At 64.9% G+C, this 24,475-nt stretch carries 18 protein-coding genes; 5 read left to right on the plus strand and 13 right to left on the minus strand.

Annotated elements, in window-relative coordinates; translation table 11 throughout:
* Window positions 1–76 precede the first annotated feature (76 nt).
* Window positions 77–910, plus strand: coding sequence for an endonuclease domain-containing protein (locus tag ACSU04_RS06515; RefSeq protein ID WP_439288819.1), 834 nt, complete (start codon window positions 77–79; stop codon window positions 908–910).
* 141 nt (window positions 911–1,051) lie between these two features.
* Here ACSU04_RS06515 and glmS read toward each other — a convergent pair whose 3' ends face one another.
* Both glmS and coaA read right to left on the minus strand, forming a co-directional pair.
* Window positions 1,052–2,899 (minus strand): glutamine--fructose-6-phosphate transaminase (isomerizing), encoded by a 1,848-nt coding sequence (gene glmS / locus ACSU04_RS06520; RefSeq protein WP_439288820.1) that lies wholly within the window; start codon window positions 2,897–2,899, stop codon window positions 1,052–1,054.
* A gap of 78 nt (window positions 2,900–2,977) precedes the next feature.
* Window positions 2,978–3,931, minus strand: coding sequence for a type I pantothenate kinase (coaA, locus tag ACSU04_RS06525; RefSeq protein ID WP_439281638.1), 954 nt, complete (start codon window positions 3,929–3,931; stop codon window positions 2,978–2,980).
* A 58-nt stretch (window positions 3,932–3,989) separates the two neighbouring features.
* Between coaA and ACSU04_RS06530 the strand changes: the two genes are divergently transcribed.
* Complete coding sequence (locus ACSU04_RS06530; protein ID WP_439288821.1) at window positions 3,990–4,931, plus strand: Ppx/GppA phosphatase family protein; 942 nt, start codon at window positions 3,990–3,992, stop codon at window positions 4,929–4,931.
* Window positions 4,932–5,011: 80 nt separating this feature from the next.
* Here the strand turns inward: ACSU04_RS06530 and ACSU04_RS06535 are convergent, their stop codons facing one another.
* The 4 genes from ACSU04_RS06535 to ACSU04_RS06550 form a co-directional block, all read right to left on the minus strand.
* Window positions 5,012–6,607 (minus strand): isocitrate lyase, encoded by a 1,596-nt coding sequence (locus ACSU04_RS06535; protein WP_439288822.1) that lies wholly within the window; start codon window positions 6,605–6,607, stop codon window positions 5,012–5,014.
* 113 nt (window positions 6,608–6,720) lie between these two features.
* Window positions 6,721–9,198 (minus strand): glycoside hydrolase family 3 C-terminal domain-containing protein, encoded by a 2,478-nt coding sequence (locus ACSU04_RS06540; RefSeq protein ID WP_439288823.1) that lies wholly within the window; start codon window positions 9,196–9,198, stop codon window positions 6,721–6,723.
* Entirely contained in the window at window positions 9,198–11,495 is a 2,298-nt protein-coding gene (yicI, locus tag ACSU04_RS06545) for an alpha-xylosidase (RefSeq protein WP_439288824.1), read from the minus strand. Before yicI ends, ACSU04_RS06540 begins: the two co-directional genes overlap by 1 nt.
* Entirely contained in the window at window positions 11,492–13,522 is a 2,031-nt protein-coding gene (locus tag ACSU04_RS06550) for a beta-galactosidase (protein ID WP_439288825.1), read from the minus strand. The genes yicI and ACSU04_RS06550 overlap by 4 nt, the downstream gene beginning before the upstream one ends.
* Before the next feature lie 144 nt (window positions 13,523–13,666).
* On the opposite strand from ACSU04_RS06550, the gene ACSU04_RS06555 reads away from it, so the two are divergent.
* Together ACSU04_RS06555 and ACSU04_RS06560 are read left to right on the plus strand one after the other, a co-directional pair.
* On the plus strand, window positions 13,667–14,650 hold the full coding sequence (locus ACSU04_RS06555) for a LacI family DNA-binding transcriptional regulator (RefSeq protein WP_439288826.1): 984 nt from the start codon (window positions 13,667–13,669) through the stop codon (window positions 14,648–14,650).
* A complete protein-coding gene (locus tag ACSU04_RS06560; protein WP_439288827.1) occupies window positions 14,651–15,262 on the plus strand; it encodes a YesL family protein in 612 nt (203 codons plus the stop codon).
* A gap of 89 nt (window positions 15,263–15,351) precedes the next feature.
* Here ACSU04_RS06560 and ACSU04_RS06565 read toward each other — a convergent pair whose 3' ends face one another.
* From ACSU04_RS06565 to ACSU04_RS06580, 4 genes are all read right to left on the minus strand, one after another.
* Window positions 15,352–17,109: an ABC transporter substrate-binding protein gene (locus ACSU04_RS06565; protein ID WP_439288828.1), complete on the minus strand. Its 1,758-nt coding sequence runs from the start codon at window positions 17,107–17,109 to the stop codon at window positions 15,352–15,354.
* 32 nt (window positions 17,110–17,141) lie between these two features.
* On the minus strand, window positions 17,142–18,110 hold the full coding sequence (locus ACSU04_RS06570; RefSeq protein WP_439281300.1) for a carbohydrate ABC transporter permease: 969 nt from the start codon (window positions 18,108–18,110) through the stop codon (window positions 17,142–17,144).
* Between the two features lie 13 nt (window positions 18,111–18,123).
* Entirely contained in the window at window positions 18,124–19,122 is a 999-nt protein-coding gene (locus ACSU04_RS06575; protein ID WP_439288829.1) for an ABC transporter permease, read from the minus strand.
* A gap of 103 nt (window positions 19,123–19,225) precedes the next feature.
* The gene (locus ACSU04_RS06580) at window positions 19,226–20,734 is read right to left on the minus strand and encodes a glycoside hydrolase family 43 protein (RefSeq protein ID WP_439288830.1); all 1,509 of its coding nucleotides are present in this window, start codon (window positions 20,732–20,734) and stop codon (window positions 19,226–19,228) included.
* A gap of 159 nt (window positions 20,735–20,893) precedes the next feature.
* Here ACSU04_RS06580 and ACSU04_RS06585 point away from each other — a divergent pair, with 159 nt between their 5' ends.
* A complete protein-coding gene (locus ACSU04_RS06585) occupies window positions 20,894–21,865 on the plus strand; it encodes an acetylxylan esterase (protein WP_439288831.1) in 972 nt (323 codons plus the stop codon).
* A 113-nt stretch (window positions 21,866–21,978) separates the two neighbouring features.
* On the opposite strand, the gene glmM is transcribed toward ACSU04_RS06585, so the two are convergent.
* From glmM to rplM, 3 genes are read right to left on the minus strand one after another with little or no spacing between them, the layout of a single operon-like run.
* A complete protein-coding gene (gene glmM, locus ACSU04_RS06590; RefSeq protein WP_439281304.1) occupies window positions 21,979–23,337 on the minus strand; it encodes a phosphoglucosamine mutase in 1,359 nt (452 codons plus the stop codon).
* Window positions 23,338–23,351: 14 nt separating this feature from the next.
* Entirely contained in the window at window positions 23,352–23,837 is a 486-nt protein-coding gene (gene rpsI, locus ACSU04_RS06595) for a 30S ribosomal protein S9 (protein WP_439281305.1), read from the minus strand.
* A gap of 29 nt (window positions 23,838–23,866) precedes the next feature.
* Window positions 23,867–24,313, minus strand: coding sequence for a 50S ribosomal protein L13 (gene rplM / locus ACSU04_RS06600; RefSeq protein WP_439281306.1), 447 nt, complete (start codon window positions 24,311–24,313; stop codon window positions 23,867–23,869).
* Window positions 24,314–24,475 lie beyond the last annotated feature (162 nt).

Here is a 24,475-nt window from a genome sequence, read left to right on the forward strand (position 1 = left end):
TTCGCCTCCTGCCCGACTCATCCACATTCACCGCAATCGGCCCCGCACAACTCGCGCTCTCCGGCACACTCGGGGGATGTTTCCTCCCGCAGATCTTCTCGCCCGCCTCGACGGTGTCGCTCGCGGCACACTCCTGCAGGCTTACGGATGCACGCGCAATCAGCTCGCAGCGGACACCAACGCCGGAAAAATCCGCCGCGTCAGGCCCGGAGTCTTCGCGCTCCCGACGGCCGATACGAAGCTTGTGGCTGCGGCGGCACACGGTGGTGCGCTCAGTTGTGCGGCGGCGTTGCGCGCGCACGGTGTCTGGATGCTGCCAGATCCGGACGCGGGAATCCACGTGTGGCTGGGCGGAGCTGGGCGAAAGCATCCGCACGAGGGATGCTCGTGTGTGACGCACTACTCCCCCGGCCGGGCGGAGCTTGGCCTCGCACCGGTCGCAACGGCGCTCATCCATGTTTATCGTTGCCTCGACCAGGAGACATTCTTCGCCGCTTACGAATCGGCATGGAACAGCCGGCTCATCTCCGCTGTCGACCGTGCGCGCATCCGCCAAGAGCTTCCCGATTCGGCTGCTTGGCTGTTGGATTTGGCTCGTGCTGACGCGCAGAGCGGCTTGGAATCGATCCTGCGCCTTCGCCTGCATCTGCTCGGCATCCAGCTCGACTGCCAAGTGGAGATCGTCGGGGTCGGGCGGGTCGATTTCGTAGTCGGCGGACGGCTGATCCTAGAAGCAGACGGCAAGGAGAACCACGCAGGAGCCGACAAACGCCACAAAGACCTGATTCGGGATGCCGCGGCATCCGCTCTGGGATACGAAACCCTGCACTTTGACTACGCAATGATCGTGCACGACTGGCCTCGTGTCGTCGCCGCGATCCTGCCTGCGCTCGCCCGCTCCCGGGCCTAAGCCCGCCGGCACCGACTCCCCCGGTACAGATGTCGGCCCAAAACACAGATGTCAGCCAGAATCCGCAGATTCGGCTGACATCTGTACTTTCGACCGACAGGTGTACCCGGAGGCCACTGGGCCGGCCGAGCGGTCCAGTCCCTACTCGACCGTGACGGACTTCGCGAGGTTGCGCGGCTGGTCGACGTCGAGGCCCTTGGCCGTAGCCAGCGCCATGGCGAAGATCTGCAGCGGGACGACCGTGAGAAGCGGCTCGAACATCGCACCAGCGAGCGGGATGCGGATGACCTCATCGGCGAACGGCAGCACCGAAGCATCGCCCTCTTCGGCAATCACGATCACACGAGCCCCGCGGGCGCGGATCTCCTGGATGTTCGAGACCACCTTCGAATGGATCAGCGCCGAGTGACGCGGCGACGGCAGGATCACGAACACCGGCTGACCCGGCTCGATCAGCGCGATCGGACCGTGCTTGAGCTCACCGGCAGCAAAGCCCTCGGCGTGGATGTACGAGATCTCCTTGAGCTTGAGCGCACCCTCGAGCGCGATCGGGTAGCCGACGTGGCGGCCGAGGAACAGCACCGAGCGAGTGTCGGCCATCCAGCTCGCCAGCTGCGAGACGTGCTCTTGCTCCTCTGCCAGCACGCGTGCGATCTTCTCGGGCAGCGTGGTGAGCTCTTCGACATCGGTCGAGTCGGCGGGCAGCGTCGAGCGCACGCGCCCCATGTGCAGGCCGAGCAGCAGCAGTGCGGTGATCTGCGCAGAGAACGCCTTGGTGGATGCGACGGCAACCTCTGGCCCCGCGTGCGTGTAGACCACAGCATCCGACTCGCGAGGAATCGTCGCGCCCTGCGTGTTACAGATCGACAGAGTGCGCGCACCACGCTCGCGGGCGTACTTGACGGCCATCAGCGTGTCCATGGTCTCGCCGGACTGGCTGATCGAGATGACGAGGGTGTCGTCGCCGATCACCGGGTCCCGATAGCGGAACTCGTGCGCGAGTTCGACGTCGGTGGCGATGCGTGCCCACTGCTCGATCGCGTATTTTCCGACGAGGGCGGCATAGGATGCCGTGCCACACGCCGTGATGATCACACGGTTAATGCCGAGGAAGAGTTCGTCCAGACCCTCGAGCTCAGGGATGACGACCTGTCCGTCCTGCACGCGGCCACGGATCGTGTTCGCGACGGCTTCGGGCTGCTCAGAGACTTCCTTCGCCATGAACGAAGACCAGCCGCCCTTTTCTGCGGCGGCGGCATCCCATGACACGTCGAACGGCTCGGCCTCGACCGGGTTGCCCTCGAAATCGGTGACTGTGACCGCGGAAGGCGTGATCGAGACGATCTGATCCTGACCGATGGCGAGCGCTTTGCGGGTGTGCTCGACGAAGGCGGCGACGTCGGAGCCGAGGAAGTTCTCCCCCTCGCCGAGGCCGATCACCAGCGGCGAGTTGCGGCGGGCGCCGACGACGAGGCCGGGGTGGTCCTGATGCATCGCGAGGAGAGTGAATGCGCCCTCGAGACGGTTCACGACGTTCTGGAAGGCGAGCTCGAGGTTTCCCCCGTTTGAGACGTACTCCTGGCCGAGCAGAGCCGCGGCGACCTCGGTATCCGTCTCGCTGCGGAAGGTGGTGCCGGCGGCGAGCAGTTCTTCGCGCAGCGCAGAGAAGTTCTCGATGATGCCGTTGTGGATGACGGCGAGCTTGTCATCGTCAGCAAGATGCGGGTGCGCGTTCACGTCGGTGGGGCCACCGTGGGTCGCCCAGCGCGTGTGGCCGATGCCGGTGTTGCCATCGCTCAGCGGTGAGTCTGCGAGCGAGTCGCGCAGCATGCTGAGCTTGCCCGCTTTCTTGCGCATCCCCAGCTCACCGTTGCCGTCGATGATCGCGACTCCTGCGGAGTCATAACCGCGATATTCGAGGCGGGCGAGGCCAGCAATAAGGATGTCCTGGCTGGGGCGCGGGCCCACGTATCCGACGATTCCACACATGGGATCAAGGGTACGGCCGAAAATTTGCGAGGGTTCCGAACAATATCTGGATGCCGCGTACTCCTCCACCCGCCACCCTCACACCTTGCGCAGCAGCACGCTCTCAACGTTGTGATCGATGCCCTTGTTCAGCACCAGCGTCGCCCGGTGCCTGGTCGGCATCACGTTCTCGACGAGGTTCGGCATGTTGATGTCGTTCCAGTACCCCAACGCCGTGGCCTGAGCCTCTTCATCGGTGAGATGCGCGAACACGTTGAAGTACGACGATGGGTTGCTGAACGCGCCCTTGCGCAGCGCCAGGAACCGGTCGACGTACCACTTCTCGATGTGCGCAGTGTCGGCGTCGACGAAGATCGAGAAGTCGAACAGGTCACTGACCGCGACATCGTTGGGCGCGGGCGGCGGCTGCAGCACGTTGAGGCCCTCGACGATCACGACATCGGGGCGACGTACGACGACGCGGGCATCTGGAACGATGTCGTAACGCATGTGCGAGTAGAACGGCGCGCGCACCTCAGGCGCCCCTGACTTCACCTCGGTGAGGAACTCCAGCAGCGCGCGGCGGTCGTACGACTCCGGGAACCCTTTCCGGTCCATCAGCCCGCGGCGCTCGAGTTCCGCGTTCGGGTAGAGGAATCCGTCAGTGGTGACGAGCTCGACCCGAGGCGTTCCGGGCCAGCGGCTCATCAACTCGCGCAGCAGGCGTGCGATGGTCGACTTGCCTACGGCGACGGATCCCGCCACACCGACGACAAACGGCGTCGTGGTGTCTTCTTCGTCGAGGAATGCACTGGTCGCCGCACCGAGACGCTTGGTCGATGTCGCGTACAGGCTGAGCAGACGACTCAGCGGCATGTACACCTCACGCACCTCGGTGAGATCGAGGCGGTCACCGATCCCGCGGAGCTCCACGACCTCGGTCTCGCTCAACGGCTGATCCAGGCCCGCGGCCAATCGCGCCCACTCCGCACGTCCGATCTCGCGATACGGCGACAGTGGCAGCGTGGGGTCAGCGGTGGTCACGAACTCCATCGTAACGGGGGCCGGATGCGCGCGACGCACCGGCGCCCCACCCGCGTAGTCTCAACCCGTGCGCTTAGGAATCCTCGACATCGGTTCGAACACTGTCCACCTGCTGGCTGCGGATGCCCGCCCCGGGGGCCGTCCACACGCGACGACAAGCGATCGCACGGTGGTGCGTCTGATGCGCTTCCTCACACCCGAGGGTGCAATCAGCGAACAGGGCGTCCTGGCGCTGGAGGCTGCGGTCACCCGTGCCCGCCAGATCGCTGAGACCGAGCACGTCGAGACGCTGCTCGCGACGGCGACCAGCGCGGTCCGCGATGCGCTCAACGGCGAAGACGTCATCGCGCGCATCGAGAAGGCGCTCGGCCAGCCACTGCAGGTGCTCACCGGTGTGCAGGAGGCTGAGCTGACCTTCCTCGCCGTGCGGCGCTGGTTCGGGTGGGATGCCGGACGCATTCTGCTGCTCGACATCGGCGGCGGCTCGTTCGAGTTCGCTGCCGGCGAGGACGAGCAGCCGGAGGTCGCCGCATCCGTCCCCCTCGGCGCCGGACGCATGACCGTGCAGTTCATGCCGAATGACCCTCCGGGTGAGGATGCTGTCGCGCTGCTGCGCGCTCACGCCACCGAGGTACTCACCCCCGTGGCGGAGAAGCTCAACGCGCTGCCCGATCCTGATCACATCGTCGGATCATCCAAGGCGATTCGTTCGCTCGCGAACCTGGCCGGCCGCGAAGTGTCAGGGCTCGGCTTCGACCGCACGGTGCTGTCGCGTTCGGCGCTGGGCTCGTGGATTCCGCGGCTTGCGCGCATTCCGGCATCCGCTCGTCAAGAACTGCCGGGAATCACGCCCGACCGCACTTTCCAGATCGTCGCCGCTGCGGTGTCACTTCACACGGCGATGAAGATGCTCGACCTCGATGAGCTCGAGGTCTCGCCGTGGGCGCTGCGCGAGGGCGTGCTGCTGCGCTACACCGAGTCGCTCAGCTGGGGCGGCGTCGGAATCTGAGCTTCCCGCGACACCCCGACACATACTGAGGGGGCACCGGCAGCACCGGAGCCCCCTCGCGTGGACGAACTCAGCCGAACTCAGCCGAACTGGTTCATCGTGTTGTCCTTGCCGCCGGCCTTGAGGGCAGCTTCGCCGGCGAAGTACTCCTTGTGGTTGTCGCCGATGTCGCTGCCAGCCATGTTCTGGTGCTTGACCGTGGCGATCCCCTCACGGATCTCGCGGCGCTGCACACCCTTGACGTAGGCGAGCATGCCCTCCTCTGCGAAGTAGCCCTTGGCCAGGTCATCCGTCGAGAGCGCGGCCGTGTGGTACGTCGGCAGAGTGATGAGGTGGTGGAAGATGCCCGCCCGCGCGGAACTGTCTCGCTGGAACGTGCGGATCATCTCGTCGGCCGCCCGCCCCAGCTCTGTGTCGTCGTAGTCGACGTTCATGAGTGCACCGCGCTCGTATACCGAGACGTCTCTGCCCTGCTCCACGAACAGGTCGTAGGCCTGCTGGCGGAAGTTGAGGGTCCAGTTGAACGACGGGCTGTTGTTGTAGACCAGCTTCGCGTTCGGGATGACCTCGCGCACCTTGTCCATCATTCCGGCGATCTGCTCCACGTGTGGCTTCTCGGTCTCGATCCAGAGCAGGTCTGCGCCGTTCTGTAGCGACGTGATGCTGTCGAGCACGCAACGCTCTTCGCCGGTTCCAGCACGGAACTGGAACAGGTTGCTGGCGAGACGCTTCGGGCGCAGCAGCTTGCCTTCGCGCTTGATGATGACGTCGCCGTTGCCGAGCTCGTTCTCAGTGATCTCTTCGACGTCGAGGAAGGAGTTGTACTGGTCACCCAGATCGCCGGGAGTGTTCGTGACGGCGAGCTTCTGGGTGAGGCCAGCACCAAGCGAATCGGTGCGCGCAACGATCACTCCGTTGCCGATGCCGAGCTCAAGGAACGCGTAGCGCACGGCGGTGAGCTTGGCGATGAAGTCCTCATGCGGAACGGTGACCTTGCCATCCTGGTGACCGCACTGCTTCTCGTCCGAGACCTGGTTCTCGATCTGGATGGCACAGGCACCAGCCTCGATCATCTTCTTCGCGAGGAGGTAGGTGGCCTCGGGGTTTCCGAAGCCCGCATCGATGTCGGCGATAATCGGCACGACGTGAGTCTCGAAGTTGTCGATCTGTGATTGGACGAACTCTGCCGCAGTGTCGTCGCCCGCGGAGCGCGCGTCGTCAAGCTGCGTGAACAAGAGGTCGAGCTCGCGGGCATCGGCCTGGCGAAGGAAGGTGTAGAGCTCTTCAATGAGCGCAGGCACCGAGGTCTTCTCATGCATCGACTGGTCAGGGAGCGGGCCGAACTCAGAGCGGAGCGCGGCGACCATCCAACCGGACAGGTAGAGGTATCGCTTGTTGGTGGTCTTGAGGTGCTTCTTGATGGAGATGAGCTTCTGCTGACCGATGAAACCGTGCCACACACCGAGCGACTGCGTGTAAACCGAGGAGTCGGCGTCGTACTCACCCATGTCGCGGCGCATGATGTCAGCGGTGTACTGGGCGATCTCCAGTCCGGTCTTGAAGCGGTTCTGCGCCCGCATTCGAGCAACCGACTCGGGGTTGATGGCATCCCAGCTCGACCCGGCCTGCTCTTTCAATTCCCGGATAGCGTCGATGTCGTCTTGGTAGGCGGTCATGATGTTTCCTTACTGTGGTGGCGAGGCGTTACGTCCACTCTTAGGCAAGAAACAGCGGTCCTCTAGCCAATGACGGCGAGAAGAAAGTCCATTCTTCTGCGAACCAGAAGGGATCAGGAGATCGTGAGCGCCGCCGCCACCGGCAGCTCGTCAGCACTCGGCCCCGCGGCCACCCGGTACTCGCCGGGCTGCACGCGCAGCGCGCCCTCGTGCAGCCAATCGTCCACGGCGCCGTCCAGGCGCAGCGCGTCATCCCAGACTGAAAGCCGCGCGGTCTCGAACGACACCTCAACCCGGCGCTCCTCCCCCGGCTCCAGGCGCACGCGCCGGTACCCGACCAGCAGACGGCGCGCTGCCGGCAGCGGCAGCGACGGTGCCAGCACATACACCTGCACGAGTTCTTCGGCCGGGCGGTCGCCGGTGTTCGCGACGGTGACGACGGCCGTGATGTCGCCTCGGACGCCGAGGGCCGGATGCCGATGTGTCGGCGCGGGCGCCGCCACCTGATCCGCATTCAGCGTCACACCCCGGTACTCGACGGTCGAGTACGTCAGGCCATGCCCGAACGCGAACGTGTAGGGCGCCGGCTGGTGCCGGTACGTCGCCTGCTGTCGCAGCGTGTCGTAGTCGAACAGGTCGCCGGCTTGCGCGGGGTCGGCCGGCCAGGACTGCGCCAGACGCCCGGTCGGCTCGCGGTCACCGCTGAAGACATCGGCGATGCCGTGTCCGAGTTCCTGACCGCCGTGGCTCGACCAGACGACCGTGGCCGCGGCATCCGCCTCGCCGAGCACGTATGGGTAGCTCGACACGATCGTGAGCACGGTGTGCTCGTTGGCCTCGCGCGCTGTGCGCCAGATCTCCGTGAACGTGTCCGGCAGCATCAGGTGCGGACGATCCTCGGTCTCACGCCCGGCCAGGTGCGGATCATTGCCCACGGCGACCACGACGACATCCGCCGCGGCCGCAACCGCCGCAACTGCGGCGTGGCCCGCACGCACCGTGCGCACGCCGAAGCGCTCGGCCTGATCGAGGGTTACGCCCTCGGCCAGCAGCAGTCCCACTTCGCGCGCCACGCGTACCCAGCGGCCAGATCCCAGGTGCAGCAGCGACCAGGTGCCGTCGGCGTGCACATGCGTGCGGAAGCTTTCCTGCACGACCCACTCACCGACCCGCGCGGAGTCGGCACGCATCGGCCACCCGCCACCCGTGAGCAGCTTGCCGCTGGCGTGCGCGCGCAGAGTCAGCAGCCCGTCACCCCAGTCGGTGACGTCGAACAACGCGGCATCCTCGGCCGAAGGTGCGGTCGCCGCGACCGTCTTGCCGTCAGCGGATGCCACGACATACCGGCCGTTCGCCGCGCGCAGCGAGATGGTGTCGGCGCCGGTCTCGACCACGACATCCGCTGCCGGATACCGCTCGGCAAGCCCCTGCGCGATGCCCACCGCGTACGGCGGGGTTCCCGAGTACCAGTCGGTCAGCACGGCATCGGCGAGCGGGCCGACCACGGCGATCCGCGTGGGCGAAGCAATCGGCAACACAGCATCGTCATTGCGCAGCACGACCACCGAACGGCCGGCGGCCTCGCGCGCCAACTCACGCGCACCGGGTGCGTCGATCGCATCCGCGCCGATACCTGCGTATGGATCGGCATCCCCGTCGAACTCGCCAGTGCGGACGCGCATCTCGAGGATGTGCGTCACCGCCTGATCGATGTCAGCGGTGGTGAGGAGCCCCTGCTCCAGCGCGGCCGTGAGGTTCTTGATCGTCGGCTCTGCGTCAGCATCATTGTCGGTGAACGAATCCATACCGCTTCGCACCAGCGCTGCGGCCGCATGGATGCTGTCGGGCTGTGCCCCCTGGATCGTCACGGTGAAGGTCGGCGCACCGGCATCCGACACGATCGCCAGCGAGCCCTCGGCCCAACTGCGCGCCTCGGCGACGAGCTCCGGCTGTGTGTGCGCGGGCGACCCGTTGACCTGGTTGTACGCCAGCATCATGCTGCCGGCGACGCCCTGCTCGATGGCTGCACGAAACGCGGGCAGCTCCTCCTCGTGCAGTGTCCGCAGTGACATCTCTGACGACGTCGCGGAGCGGTCGGTCTCGTTGCTGTACGCCAGGAAGTGCTTCAGCGCGGGGACTGTCTTCCAGACCCGCTCATCGTCGCCGCGCAGGCCCTTCGAGTACGCTGCGCCGAGCTGACCGGTCAGGTGCGGATCCTCGGAGTACCCCTCCTCATTGCGTCCCCATTGGGGGTGGCGGAGCGTGTTGACCACTGGCGCCCACACATTCAGACTCACCAGTGGGTCTTCGGCGCGCTTCGCACGCGCCTCCGTCGAGGTGACCTCGCCGATCGCTTCGAGAAGCGCCGGATCCCAGGTCGCGGCCATGCCCACCGGCTGCGGGAACACCGTGGCGTTGCCCAGCCACGCGACCCCGTGCAGGGTCTCGGCACCGGTACGAGACTCGGCGACGCCCAGTCGCTCGATCGCCGGCATCGCCTGATGCAGCATTGCGATGCGCTCTTCGGCGGTCAGCTGCGACAGCAGGTCGGCGGCACGCTCGGACACCGACAGATCAGTACGACGGAACATCACTCGTTACCCTCCACAGAAACATCTCCCACGAAAACAAATATCTCGCCGGCGCCGTCCGCCACCGCGACGCTCTCGCCCACCTGCAGCGACCACGATGCGGTCGCGTCGGCACTCGACGCAACGACACGCGAGCCTTCGCGGCGCACCCGGAAGCTCGTCGATGAACCGGCAAGCCCGGGGACGACAGTCACTTCGTCATAGCCATCCGGCAGCTCAAAGCAGCGCAACGTCACGCCGTCGGGCCACTCGTAGTCGGGGCGGGAGTCGATTGCACCCCACGGCAGCACGGTGCCGGGGCGCACGCGCAGCGGCACCGACAGGTAGTCGTGATTCTCGGAAATCCAGCGACTTCCCGCAGCAACCGAACCATCGATCAGCGACGTCCATGAGCCGACCGGAAGGTAATACGAGGCGTCGCCTTCGGACGTGAACACCGGCGCCACCAGCAACGAGCCGCCCAGCATGTACTGGGTGTCAGCGTCATAGCCGGAGCGGTCCTCGGGGAACTCCAGCACCATCGGACGCATCATCGGAATACCGTCGGTGTGTGCCTGCTCGGCGATGCCGGCCAGATACGGCATGAGCCGCATCTTCAGGGTCGTGAACGCGCGGGTGACGTCGACGGCCTCTTCGTCGAACATCCACGGCACCCGGAAGCTGTCCGAGCCGTGCAGTCGCGAGTGCGAAGACAATAGCCCGAAGGCGAGCCAGCGCTTGAACAGCCCCGCGTCAGGTGTGCCCTCGAAGCCGCCGATGTCATGGCTCCAGTAGCCGAAGCCGCTCATCGCCAACGACAGGCCGCCGCGAAGCGACTCGGCCATGGATGGGAACGTCGAGTCGCTGTCGCCGCCCCAGTGCACCGGGAACTGCTGCGTGCCTGCGGTCGCCGAGCGGGCGAAGAGCACCGTCTGTCCCTCTCCGCGACGCTTCTCCAGCGCACGGAAGACGACCTCGTTGTACAGCTTCGGATAGAAATTGTGCATCCGCGCGGGGTCAGATCCGTCGAACCACTCGACGCCCTCATGTGGGATGCGCTCGCCGAAGTCGGTCTTGAACGAGTCGACACCCTGCGCCATCAGCCGCTCGAGGTGCGCGACGTACCAGTCCGCGGCATCCGGGTTCGTGAAGTCGACGATGCCCATGCTCGCCTGCCACAGGTCCCACTGCCAGACGCTGCCATCGGTGCGCGTGAGAAGGTATCCCTTCTCGACCGCCTCAGCGAACAGCGCCGAGCGCTGCGCGATGTACGGGTTGATCCAGGCCGAGACCTTGAGTCCGCGCTCGTGCAGACGAGACAGCTGTCCCTCCGGGTCGGGGAAGGTGCGCGGGTCCCACTCGAAGTCGGTCCACTGGTACTCGCGCATCCAGAAGCAGTCGAAGTGGAACACGCTCAGCGGCAGCTCGCGCTCGGCAAAGCCGTCGATGAACTCGTTCACCGTGGCCTCGTCGTAGTTCGCCGTGAACGAGGTCGTCAGCCACAGCCCGAACGACCACGCCGGCACGCGCGCGGGGCGGCCGGTGAGCTTCGTGTACCGACTCAGCACTGCCTTGGGGGTGCCTCCGCCGATGACGAAGTAGTCGAGCGTCTCACCAGGAACCGAGAACTGCACGCGGGAGTTGACCTCGCTGCCGACCTCGAACGAGACCTTGTCCGGGCTGTCGACGAGCACGCCGTAACCGCGCGAGGTGACGTAGAACGGGATTGCCTTGTACGACTGCTCACTCGAGGTGCCGCCATCGGCATTCCAGGTTTCGACGGTCTGACCGTTCTTCACGAAGGCGCCGAAGCGCTCACCGAAGCCGTAGACGCGCTCACCGGGTGCCAGCGCCAGCTGCTGGTGCACCCAGGTGGCCTGGTCCGTGTCGCTGTAGTGAGCGACCGAACGCCGCTCGGAGCGGGTGAGGACACGGCCGTCCTGCTCGAAGACGACATCCCAGCCGTCACCATGACTGACGCGCACCGTGAGGTCGCCGGTCTGCAGCACGCCGCCGTCCTCATCGGCTGACACCGCCGGCACGAACCCCGGCTCCGCGTTGATCTCGAAGTCGGGCCCGCGATGCACACCGCCGGCATGCCGCTGCACGCGCACCTTCACGACGCCGGGCGCCGGAGACGAATACGTGACGGTGATCATCGGGCGGTTCAGCGTGTCTCCGCGGTGGCGGATGTGCGCCGTCGGCGCATACACGGTGAGCGTGCCCGCCGCCTCATCGATGCGGATGTCGTCGACTTCGACCGCGAACAGCGGGGTCAATCCCGGCCTTGTCAACCAGTAGCCGTCGGTGAACTTCACCTCGTGTGCCTTTCACTCAGCGCGCGGACTTCGCCGGGCGCGATGCCGACGATTTCTGCGGTCTCATCTCCGGTGAGCAGGTCGATCAGACCCGCCGTCACCGGCACTTCGACGGAATGGATGCCGTGGTTCAGCAGGAACAGCACGTCGCCGCGCTGCACGGCCTCGAGTCCTTCGGGCAGCACATCGAGCCCAGGGACGGCGCCGGAGACGGATGCCGAGGCGAGAGCGGCTGCGAGAATAGCATCCAGCGCGCCATCCGAGACGACCGCACTCAGGTACCAGGCGGTGCCGTTGCGCGTGATCGCCGGGAGCCCTGCCAGTTCGCCGCCGTCATGGGTTGCCATCACGTCGGCGCCCTCGGTACGGAGGTGCTCGGCGAGAATGCTTGCCGTCTGCGGCTCGGACGGCCCGAAGCCATCGGCGAAGCGCAGCGCGCCCGGTTCATCCGGCATCCCTGCCCACTCCTCGCCACTTACGCCGAGGAGTTCGCGCAGCAGTACGGGCGATCGGCCCTGCATGATGCCGCCATTCTCATCGGCAACGCCGCTGAACGGCCCGATCACGATCTGCGCGCCGCGCGCGGCGGCAGCGGTGAGCGCCGCAGCGGTGGCGGAATTCAGGATGTACGCGTGCGGCACCAGGATCACCTTGTACGCATCCAGCGCAGCGTCATGGCTGAGCACGTCGACCGAGACGCCGCGGCGCCACAGTGAGCGATACCAGCGATTCATCTCGGTCATCGTCGACAGGCGCTCGGTGGGGCGAGCGGGCTCCTCCGCCGCCCACCAGCTCGACCAGTCGAACAGCATCGCGACGTCGGTGGCCACGCGGGATCCGCCCACCGGGGCGAGCAGCCTCAGGTCGGCGCCCTGCTGGCAGGTGCCGCGGAACACGTCACTGTCCGCACCGGCGTGCGGAAGCATCGACGAGTGGAAGCGCTCGGCGCCAGAGCGTGCTTGCCGCCACTGGAAGAAGCAGATCGCATCCGCGCCACGGGCGACGGCCTGCAGCGAATCCTGACGCGCACGAAGCGGCGACTTGGGTACGTTGTGCGAGCGCCAGTTGACCGCGCTGATGGCCTGCTCCATGAGCACCCAGCTGCGCCCGCCGCCGAGGGAACGCATCAGATCCTGCACCAGGGCGATCTCACTCGGCGCGTTCGGGTTCGCCGGGTCGGGGTACTGGTCGTCCGCGATGACGTCGACCTCGCCTGCCCAGGAGTGGTAGTCGGCCAGCGCGAAGAATCCCATGAAGTTCGTGGTGATCGGCTGCTCGGCGCCGGTCTGACGAATGGCGTCGCGCAGCTCGGTGTAGCAGTCCAGCAGCTGGTCAGAGCTGTACCGGCGAAAGTCCAGGGACTGCGCGGGGTTGACCAGATACGGCATGCGCCTCGGGGGCATGATCTCGGCGAAGTCGTCGTAGCGCTGCGACCAGAACGCGGTATTCCAAGCCCGGTTGACCTCGTCGATCGAACCGTAGCGCTCCTGCAACCACCGACGGAACTCACGTGCCGCCTCATCGCCATGGTCGATCTGGCCGTACTCGTTGCCGACATGCCACATACGCACGGCGGGGTGAGTCGCGTAGCGCTCGGCGATGTCTCGGGTGATCGCCAGCGCATGCTCACGGTACGTGCGCGAGGCCGGGGAGAACTGGTTGCGTGACCCGGCGATCAGACGCACGCCGTCACGGTCGACGGGCAGGATGTCAGGATGCTGCACCCCCAGCCACGGCGGCGGGGATGCCACGGGCGTGGCGAGATCGACCGAAATGTCGGCGGCGTGCAGCAAATCGAGGATCTCGTCCAGCCATCCCCACTCGCGGGCGCCGGCACGCGGCTCGATCGTCGCCCAGCTGAACACCCCGACGGTGACGAAGTTGACCCCGGCCTGGCGCATGAGTTCGACGTCTTCACGCCACGTCTCCCTCGACCACTGTTCGGGGTTGTAATCACCGCCGAACGCGAGTCCACGGTCGGAAATGAGCGCGTCGAAGGCATGCCGTGCGCTGGTCGTCGATGACATTTTCAGTGATTCCCCGTCGAATTGTCGAAGCGTTTCAACAACGAGAACATATACTAACCAGATGCCGATGTCCACGCGGGCCATGCAGACCCTCCACGTGTTGCGTTACCGACGTCCGGCGACCATCGAAACAAAGGAGCTTTCATGGTGACGATCGCGGATGTCGCAGAGGCCGCTGGGGTCTCGATCTCAACGGTTTCCTATGTGATGAGCGGCAAACGCACGATCTCGCAGGACACCAAAGAGCGCGTCGAGGCCGCCATCGACAAACTGGCGTACAGCCCGCACGCCAGTGCGCGTTCACTCGCTTCCCGCTCCACGAACGTCATCGGACTGCAGGCGCCGCTACGCACAGGCGTCGACGTAAACGTCATCATGGAGATCATCTCGGGTGTCGTGAAAGAAGCCAGAGAGAACCACTACGACATCCTGCTGCTCACCAGCGACGACGCTGAGGGGCTGGGCCGCGCCGCACGAGGGTCGATGGTTGATGCCCTGATGGTGATGGATATCGAATCAGAGGACCCTCGCATCGCGACGCTGCAGGACCTGCCGACTCCCAGCGTGCTCATCGGCCTCCCCGCCGGCGCAGGCGGCCTCTTCTGTGTCGACTTCGACTTCGCGGCCGCCGGGCGCCTGGCCGCCACACGCCTTGCACGCCTCGGGCACCAGCGCGTCGCGCTGTTCGGCGCATCCGCCGAAGTGCTGCAGCGGCACACCTCGTACGCCGAGCGTTTGAACGACGGCTTCCTGACGGCATGCCGCGAGCTGGGACTCACCGGCACCGTGCACGCGTGCCCAAGTTCCGCGGATGCGGTCGGGGTCGTGGACAGCATCCTGAAGACCGATCCGGCGATCACCGGCATCCTGTTCCACAACGAGGCCGCGCTCGCCCACGTCGCCGGCCACGTGACGGGCCGCGGACGCGATGTCATCGCGCTGAGCCCTGCGCATCTTGTGCGCGACATGCCTGGGCTGCTCGACACTATCGACGTGCCAGCCGCTGAGATTGGCGCGATCGCAACGCGCGCGATCCTGGCCGTGCTGGGCGACGAGAACCCCGAGCGCGTGCAGCTGCTGGCCCCGACATTCGTCTCTGGAGTGGATCTCTCGGGCACGGAGATCTGAGTGCGCATCGATCCAGAGGGCCGTACGGCTCAGGGCATCACTGGTTTCCTCGGCTTCGTGACGCTGAATCTGCTCTACCTGCTGCTGTGTCTGCCCATCGTGACCATCGGAGCGGCCACCGCGGCGCTGTACCAGGTGACGATTCGCTATTCGGATGACGAGAGCGGGCGCCCGCTGAAGGACTTCTTCCCCGCGTTCGTGCGCAACTTCAAGCCCGCCTCACTGCTGGCCCTCGCGCTGCTGCTGCCAGTGCTCCTGCTACTGGCGGTCGCGGTGTTCTGGTCAGGCTCTGCCACCGTGGTCGGAGGCGTCGCCATGGTCGTGTCGATCATCGCCGCGCTCTACCTGTTCGCGGCGTTCCTGTATGCCATGGCGCTCACCGCCGTGTACGAGACGCCGTTTCGCCAGACGGCGAGGAATGCGCTGCTGCTGCCGATGGCGCAGCCGCTGCGCACGATGGGCATCCTGTTGGTGCCAGCGGCGCTGATCTGCATCACCGTGGTCATTCCGATGTTCGGCGTGATCCTCGTCACGGTCGGCTTCTCGGTCGGCGCTTACGTGACGGCGTTCCTCTTCCGCAGCGCCTTCGCCCGCCACACTCCCGGGGCCTGACCGCGAGACGTCCCTGACCGCGAGACAACAAAACCACGCCGAGACTGTGGGAAACCCCACAGTCTCGGCGTGGTTTTGCGGTTTCGGTGCTACTCGGCGAACTCAGCGGCGATGGCCACGCGCTGCGCGTTCTGCTCCTTCGCATTCGCAAGGTCGAATTCGAGCACCTTGTCGTAGCCAAGGCCGGACGCGGTCTTCTGCAGGTCGGCCCAGATCGTGTCGAACTGCTCATCGCTCTCGGCGAAGACTGCCTGCCAGGACGACGGGACGATCACTGCCTTGACCTGATTGCGCAGTGTGTTGATCTCAGAGCTGTCAGCCGGCGCCGTGTAACTGGCACCCGGAGCAACGAGAAGCTGGTCGTTGTCCTGCAGGTACTGCATCGTCGTGGTAGCGCCGCCCATATTCTCCGACCAGTCATCGGTCAACGGGTTTGCCGTCTGACCCTGGTACGTCTCCCACAGCTTGTAGCTGTACGGGAAGCCGGTTTCCGGGTCGGTGTCGATCGGCAGGACGACAGTGACGTTCAGCGTCGAGACGCCGTCGAGGTAACCGCCGCCGCCCCATTCCTCTGGCACTGTGGCGTCGCCGCTGAGGAAGACCTCTTTACCGAAGTCGGTAAGCTCTGGCTCTCCGGCGTCGTTGGCATCCCAGGTCAGTCCCTGGGGCCCAGCGGCACCCATCGTCTGGCTGCTGTTGGTCAGCGAGCCCTCAGCCGAGTACAGCCAGTCGATGAACGCGGCGATACGCTCCGGATCTTCCGCCTTCGAACCGATCGCGAGCACCGTCTTGCCGCCGTACGTATTGGCGCCGTAGGAGAAGATCTCCTGGTCCTTGAGCGGCGCGATCATGAAGCCCTTGCCCTCGTCCATGTTGGCGTCAGTGTTGTAGGCCGATTGGCCCAGCCACGGCCACCAGGTGAACAGCACCTGGCCGTTCTGCATCTTCGACCACAGCGTGTCGTAGTTCTGCGTCGTCGACTCCGGGTCGACCAGGCCGAGCTTGTTCGCTTCGTAGAAGAACTCCAGCACACGCTTGTACATGCCGTCGTCGTCGAGGAGCCCCTGGTAGTCCGAGCCATCGGCCATGGCGAGGGCGAAGCCGAGCTCGTCGTACCCGTAGTAGGTGATCGGCTGCTTGACGTTGTTCATCATGTTGCCGTCCCAGTCCTTGAACAGCGAGAGGGCGTAAACCTTCTGGCCGTTCGGTGCGGTCGGCTCAAGATTCTGCATGTCCTCCAGAACCGGCAGGAAGTCCTCGAGCGTGTCCACCTCGGGATAGCCGAGTTCGCCGTACAGATCCCAGCGAAGGAACGGTCCGAACGTCGAGTCGATGCCCTCAGAGGGATCGGTCGGCAGCAGGCTGGAGACCGAGGTCGGGAAGGCGTAGATGCCGTCTGAACTCGCGTTCAGGTTCTCGACCGCCGAGTCAAAGCGCTCGGCGTTCTCCATCGCCGGGTAGTAAGCGGATGCATCCGCCACCAGCCCGCCCTCGATCAGCTCGTCGAGCTGTTCTCCCTTGTCGATGATGACCAGGTCTCCGAGCTCGCCGGCAGACACTCGAGTGTTGTAGAGGGTGTCGCCACCGCCAGCGACATTCGGGGCGATGATATTCAACTTCATGTTGAACTTGTCTTTGACGATCTTCGCGAACCAGCCTTCTTGAACGCCCATGTAATTGGCCAGGCCGTCGAAGACGTCGATCGTGATCTCTTCCTCCCACTGCGAGGGGAAGGCGTCGATGGCCTCGGCCTCCGTCTTATCGTCACCTCCGCCCGTGCACGAGGTGAGCATGCCCACGGCGACAAGGGCGACGACGCCCGCCGCAACCTTCCGTTTCAGCTTCATTGCTTTTCCTTTCTTATGGATGCGAGAACGCGTCAGCCCTTGACGGCACCCAGCATGATGCCCTTCACGAAGAAGCGCTGGAACAGGGGGTAGATGAAGATGATCGGCAGCACCACGAGCACCGAGACTGTCATCCGAATCGAGGTCGGCGTCTGCGAGGTGGCAGCTCCGACGATGGCACCGAGGTCGCCGCCGGCGTTCTGCGCCGCCTGGGCGAGGCTGGAGGCCTGGTTAATGAACATGTAGAGCAGGTACTGCAGCGTGTACAGACTCTGGTCGGTGACGTAGATCAACGTGTCTTGGAAGCTGTTCCACTGCGCCACGGCGGAGAAGATCGCCACGGTCGCCAGGATCGGAGTCATATTCGGCAGGTAGACCTTGAAGAAGATCTGCACGATGTTCGCACCATCCAGCTCGGCAGCTTCCTGCAGAGATTCCGGCATCGACTCGACATAGGTCTTGACCAGGATGATGAAGAACGGCTGCACGATGAACGGCAGCACGTAGACCCAGAAGTTGTTCGTCAGACCGAGGTTCTTCATGATGATGAACACCGGGATCAGACCCGCGCTGAAGTACATCGTGACGATGACGAAGCGGTACCAGAACTTGCGTGCCCACATGCGGCTCTGCGTGAACATAAAGCCGAGGAAGGCGGATGCCAGCACCGTGGCGACCGTGCCGATCACGGTGCGTGCGACACTGACGATGGCTGCCATCCCCAGCCCGTTCAGGGCGAAGACGTCCTTGTAATTCTGCAGGTGGAAGCCGATCGGCCACACGCGCACGTCGCCGAGCGCGGAGACGTCGTTGGCGCTGACGGAGTTGATGATCAGGTAGTAGAACGGATAGGCGCAGATCACCACGAGTAACCCGAAGACCGTGTAGTTGATGATCGCGAAGAGCATGTCTCCGCTGGTGCGGTGCGACATCTTGTGCGTCAAAGCAGTGTTGTTCTTCAGCGGATTGGTGAGTTTGGGAGCAGTGGCGAGACCGGTCATGTGCAGATCCCTCTCAGACGATCGCTTCGCCGCGCACACGCTTGGCGATGCCGTTGACGGTGAACAGAAGGATGACCGAGATGACGCTCTTGAGCATGCCGATCGCGGTTGCCATCGACAGGCTGTTGCCGGTCATGCCGATGTTGTAGACGTACAGGTCGAGGACCTGAATCCATTGCATGTTGAAGGCGTTCTGGAAGATGAAGTACTGCTCCATGCCGTTGTTGAGCAGGTTCGCGACCGACAGCAGCAGCAGTACGAGGTAGGTCGGCATCAGCGCAGGCACCGTGATGTACCACATGATCTGAAAGCGCGCCGCGCCGTCGATGCGTGCCGACTCGTACATCGACGGGTCAATGCCGGCGACCGCGGCAAGGTAGATGATCGCGCCCCACCCGAGCCCCTTCCAGATGCTCCACAGCGTCATCACGATCCAGACGTTGTCGCTCGTGTCGAGGAACTTGATCGGAGCGGTAATGAGGCCGAAATCCGCAAGCACGTTGTTCACGAGGCCTGAGCTCGAGAACAACGAGAAGGCGATCATGTAGACGAGCACCCACGAGATGAAGTTCGGCAGGGTGGTCAGCGTCTGCACGGCGTTTCGGAACCACTTGCTGCGCACTTCGTTGAGGAACACCGCGAACGCGAGTGGCAGGATCGACGTGAGGATGCCGAGAAAGCTGATCGCCAGGGTGTTCATCAACACCTGACCGATCTGCGCCATCTGGGTCGGCGAGCTGACCAGCATCTGGAACCACTGCAGACCGACGAACTCGCTGCCTTCAAGGCCCAGCGCGGGCTTGTAGTCGAACAGCGCGTAGATCCAGCCGTACAGCGGGAAGTAGCTGAACAGGAACACCAGTACCAGGAATGGCACGATCACCAGGAACATCCCATAGGATTTCCGGCCGCCGGATCGTTTCTGCAGGCGCTCCTTTGCGCGCGGCGAGCGCTCGCTCTTCTTGTCGAGCTGTTCAGCCACTGTCCTCGTGACCGTGGTGGGCATCGTCATCGTCTACCGCCTTGTCGTGCGTGGCTCGGAATCATTGGGTCAATCGAACGTTTGGGAGCGCTCCCAACGGTGCGCGCGCCATACGCCGCTGAGGGCGACAGGTTCACGTGTCCGCCACCTCAGATGACTCGTACCGAAGCTCGGAGAAGACCACCGGCACATCCTCTGCCCGCACCCCGATCGTGCGGCCGAGGAAGCCGCCGGCCACCTCGGTGGAAAGGTAGCGACCATCGATCCGGTCGAGCGTTCGCTCTCCCGCCTGGTCGATGATGGTGACGATCAGATCGTCCGGCCCATTATGTGTCGGCGCTGCCGCCTCAATGCGTAGAGTGACCGGCGCCTGCAGCTGCTCTTCATCGACGACGAGGCGCCGAGCGGGCCCGATCTGCAGGGCGAACACGGCGCGTCCGGCCTCCAGTCGCAGCTCGGCCCAGTGCGCCTCGTCCATTCGCAGGCGCAGTGCCGCGGCATCCGTCGCTGTGGTGTCGGCTTCGAATCGCCAGGTGAGATCCTTCACCCTGGCCGCCAGCATGGCCGGGGCGCCATTCGGTGAGGATGCCGGCGATATCTCCACGCCGCCACCTGGTAGTGCGCGCGCGAAGGTCGTCAGCGCGGCTCCCGGCGATGCCCACCGCGGATCGAGCTGGGCAGTCTCGAAGCGATCGGTGAAGGCCGTGGCATCCGGGGCGAAAGAGAACGCGTCCGGCACGACAACCGGCCAGTCGCCTGCCCAGTCGATGCCGGCAATGAACGTCTCGCGTCCGTTGACGTGAAACATCGGAGTAGTGCCGCGTGCGCGCACGGCGAGGTAGACCATGACCCAGGAGCCATCCTGGCGCTCGACGATGTCGGCGTGGCCAGTGTTCTGCACCGGGAAGACGGTGCTGCGACGGGTGAGGATCGGGTTCTCGTCGAACAGCGTGAAGGGTCCGGACGGCGTCGTCGCGCGTGCGATGCTCACGCAGTGTCCGCGCTCGGTGCCGCCCTCGGAGTACAGCAGGTACCACCATTCGCCGCGGCGAATCAGATGCGGCCCCTCGGGGTAAGCCATTCCTGTGCCGTGGCAGATTGTGTACGGCTCGCCCAGCACGACGCCACGCTCGAGGTCGACACGGACCTGCGCGATGTCGGGTGCACGCTTGTCATCTGAGCTGTAGGTCACGTAACAGGTGCCGTCTGCATCCCAGGCGAGGTCGGGGTCGATCCCGATGATGCCCTCGATCACCCGCGCCGGGCCCCACGGGCCCTCGATCGCGGGCGCCGAGGTAACCAGCTGTCCGCCACCGCCGGAGACATCAGTGGTGATCATCCAGAATCGGCCATCGTGGTGGCGAAGCGTGGGCGCGTACACCCCGCCGTTCGCGCCAGCACGCCCGGCAGGAAAACGCGGCTCGTCCGCCAGAGCATGCCCGACCAGTCGCCAGGAGAGCAGATCCGTGCTGTGCCACAGCGGCACGCCCGGGTGGTATTCGAACGACGAGTTGGCGATGTAGAAGTCATCGCCCACGCGGCAGATCGATGGATCGGGATAGAACCCGGGGATGATCGGATGCGTTGCGCTGCTGACGACGTTCTCCGCTGTTCCCTCTCGGGTCGGGGCACCAAGCGTCATCGAATCTCCACTCACCTCGGGTCATTGAGGGCGTTTCGGAATGCGACGGAGCATTCGAAGTCGAAACGCTTCGACCGAGAGTATCCGTTCATGACACGATCCGCAACGCATCAGGCGAAGCGTTTCGAAGATGGCACGTTTTGCGGTACCGTAACCGGCGTGCCACTAACAGATATGCCCCTCGATGACCTCCGCTCCTTCCGCCCCGATGTCGCCGAGCCGAACGATTTCGACGACTTCTGGAATGCCACGCTCGCGGCATCGCGTGCGGCGGCAACCGAGCCGCGGCTCGTCGCTGCGGAGACTCCGATCAGTCAGCTGATCGTGGAGGATCTGACGTTCTCCGGCTTCGGCGGCGAGCCGATCCGTGCGTGGGTCACTCGCCCGCGCAGCGGCAAGGCACTGCCCGCAGTGGTGGAGTACATCGGCTACGGTGGCGGCCGCGGCATCGCCGGCGAGCGTCTGCAGTGGGCCAGCGCCGGATACGTGCATGTGCTGATGGACACTCGCGGGCAGGGTGCGAACTGGGGCTCTGGCGGGGATACCCCCGACCCACACGGCTCGGATGGCGCATCGACCGGTTTCATGACTCGCGGCATCTTGAATCGCGACGAGTACTACTACCGACGCCTGTTCACCGACGCGGTGCTCGCCGTCGACGCTGTGCGCGCGCTCTCCTTCGTCGATGCCGCGCGGGTCAGCGTGGCCGGAGCGAGCCAGGGCGGCGGCATCGCACTGGCAGCGGCTGGGTTACACGAGGACGTGTTCACCGCGATGCCGGATGTGCCCTTCCTCTGCCACTTCCGACGTTCGGTCGAGCAGACGCCGGAGCATCCGTATCGCGAGATCGAGCGCTACCTCGCCGTACACCGTGAGCGCATCGATCAGGTGTTCCAGACACTGTCGTACTTTGACGGAGTGAACTTCGCGCGCCGCATCGAGAAGCCTGCGCTGTTCTCCGTCGGGCTGATGGATGCTGTCGTGCTGCCGTCGAGCGTGTTCGCCGCGTACAACCATCTGGCGTCAGCGGATGCCACGATCGAGGTCTATTCGTTCAACGGACACGAGGGCGGTCAGCACGCGCACTGGCTGCGCCAGACGCAGTGGCTCGCGGAGCGCCTCGGGGCCTGAGGGCGATTCGCCCTGCACAGATGCAGGGCGATCGAACACCTGCAGGGCGAAACGCCGATGGATGCCCCGCCATCCGTGCCAACGCCCTGCAGGTGTGCACTGGCGCCGCAGTGTTACAGCGCCAACCGCTCCTTGACGACCTTGACGAGCCGGTCGGCATGCGCCTGAGCGGTCTCCGCATCCGCAGCCTCGACCATCACACGCACGAGCTGTTCGGTGCCGGACTTGCGCAGCAGCACACGCCCGGAGTCTCCGAGTTCCGCCGCGACAGCGGCGACAGCATCCTGCACACCTTCGTCGTCCGCACAACGATCTTTGTCAACGCCGCGCACGTTGATGAGCACCTGCGGGTACACCGTCATGACGGCCGCAAGCTCGGCAAGAGTCTTCTTCTGGTGTGCCATCTCGGCAACCAGGTGCAGGCCCGAAAGCACACCGTCGCCGGTGGTGGCGAACTCGCTCATGATGACGTGACCAGACTGCTCGCCGCCCAACGCGTAACCGCCGGCGTTCATGTCTTCGAGCACATAACGGTCGCCGACAGCCGTCTGGCGGACAGTGATTCCGTGCTCTTTCATCGCCAGGTGCAGACCGAGGTTGCTCATCACGGTCGCGACCAGGGTGTCGTCGGTGAGGTCTCCGCGTTTCTTCATCGCCACCGCAAGGATGGCCATGATCTGGTCGCCATCGACGATGTTGCCATCGGCATCCACGGCGAGGCAGCGATCCGCGTCGCCGTCGTGCGCGATGCCGACATCGGCACCGAGACGAACGACGGCCTCAGCAAGGTTGTCGAGATGCGTCGAACCGACACCGTCGTTGATGTTGACGCCGTCAGGGTCAGCGCCGATGACGGTCAGGGTGGCGCCAGCATCCTTAAACGTCTCAGGCGACACACCGGATGCCGCACCATGCGCACAATCGAGCACCACATGGATGCCGTCAAGACGATGCGGCAGCGACGCGAGAAGGTGCAGCTTGTAGCGGTCCTCAGCGTCGGAGAACCGCTTGATGCGGCCGACGCCAGAGCCAGTGGGGAGAAGCATCTCCCCCGCCATCGCGGCTTCGATGCGCTGCTCGACCACGTCGGGGAGCTTCACACCACCACGGGCGAAAATCTTGATTCCGTTGTCGGGCGCCGGGTTGTGCGACGCAGACACCATGACGCCGAAGTCGGCATCGTGATCTGCGACGAGGAACGCCAGTGCCGGAGTCGGAATGACGCCGGCGTCGAGAACATCGACACCAGAGGCAGCGAGGCCGGCAGAAACTGCAGCCACGATGAATTCACCGGAAACACGCGGGTCGCGGGCGACGACTGCGGACAGTCGCTTGCCGTCAGACTTACGAGCCTCTGCAGTGCGGCCCTGGCCCAGGACGACAGCAGTCGCCTGGGCCAGGGTGAGCGCGAGGTCAGCGGTGAGGATGCCGTTGGCAAGCCCCCGCACACCATCCGTGCCGAAAAGCGGCATCGAGTTGGTGGACCTTAACGCTTCGAGTACTGAGGCGCCTTGCGGGCCTTCTTGAGTCCGGCCTTCTTGCGCTCGATGACGCGAGCGTCACGGGAGAGGAAGCCGGCCTTTTTGAGGGTCGCGCGGTTGTTCTCCTCATCGATGCCGTTCAGCGAACGGGCGATGCCGAGACGCAATGCGCCAGCCTGACCCGAGTCGCCGCCACCGGAGATGCGCGCGATGACGTCGTACGCACCGACGAGGTTCAGCACCGTGAACGGGTCGGTGATCAGCTGCTGGTGCAGCTTGTTCGGGAAGTAGTCCTCGAGCGTACGGCCGTTGACCGTGATCGTGCCGGAGCCGGGGACCAGACGCACGCGGGCAATTGCCTGCTTGCGACGGCCGACAGCTGCGCCGGGGACGTTCAGCACGGGACGGGGAGCCGTCTCCGTTACTTCGGTCTCCGGGCTCGACGTCGAGTAGTTCTGAGGGGTTTCGGTGGTGTCCTGAGTATCAGCCACGAGAATGTCCTTAGTAATCTTTGCGGCGCTTACTGGGCGACCTGGTCGAGGGTATACGTCGTGGGCTGCTGAGCAGCGTGCGGGTGCTCTGCACCGACGTAAACCTTGAGCTTGGTGAGCTGCGCGCGACCGAGGCTGTTCTTGGGGAGCATGCCACGGATGGCCTTTTCCACAGCGCGGATCGGGTTCTTCTCGAGGAGCTCTTCGTAAGAGACCTTCTTGAGGCCGCCCGGGTAGCCCGAGTGGCGGTACGCCATCTTCTTCTGGAGCTTCTGACCCGTGAGCGCGACCTTGTCGGCGTTCACGATGATCACGAAGTCACCCGAGTCGAGGTGGTTGGTGAAGGTCGGCTTGTGCTTGCCGCGCAGGAGCGCTGCGGCGTGCGAGGCGAGGCGGCCGAGAACGACGTCGTTGGCGTCGATGATGACCCAGTCACGCTGGATCTCCCCGGCCTTCGGGGTGTAAGTGCGCGTCACAATAGTGCTGCTTTCTTGTTCGAACGGAGAGGTTCGTGAATCCCACTCCGGGGTGGTTCCTATGGAACACGCCAGTGGAGGGCTCACGTTCGCGGCACTCGGCAGTCGAGTACCAAAGATATAGCTTACGTCATGTTGCCCGGAAGTGGGAATCGGTGTGCT

Origin of the sequence: Microbacterium sp. A84, assembly GCF_051842815.1 — a bacterium.
GTDB lineage: Bacteria > Actinomycetota > Actinomycetes > Actinomycetales > Microbacteriaceae > Microbacterium.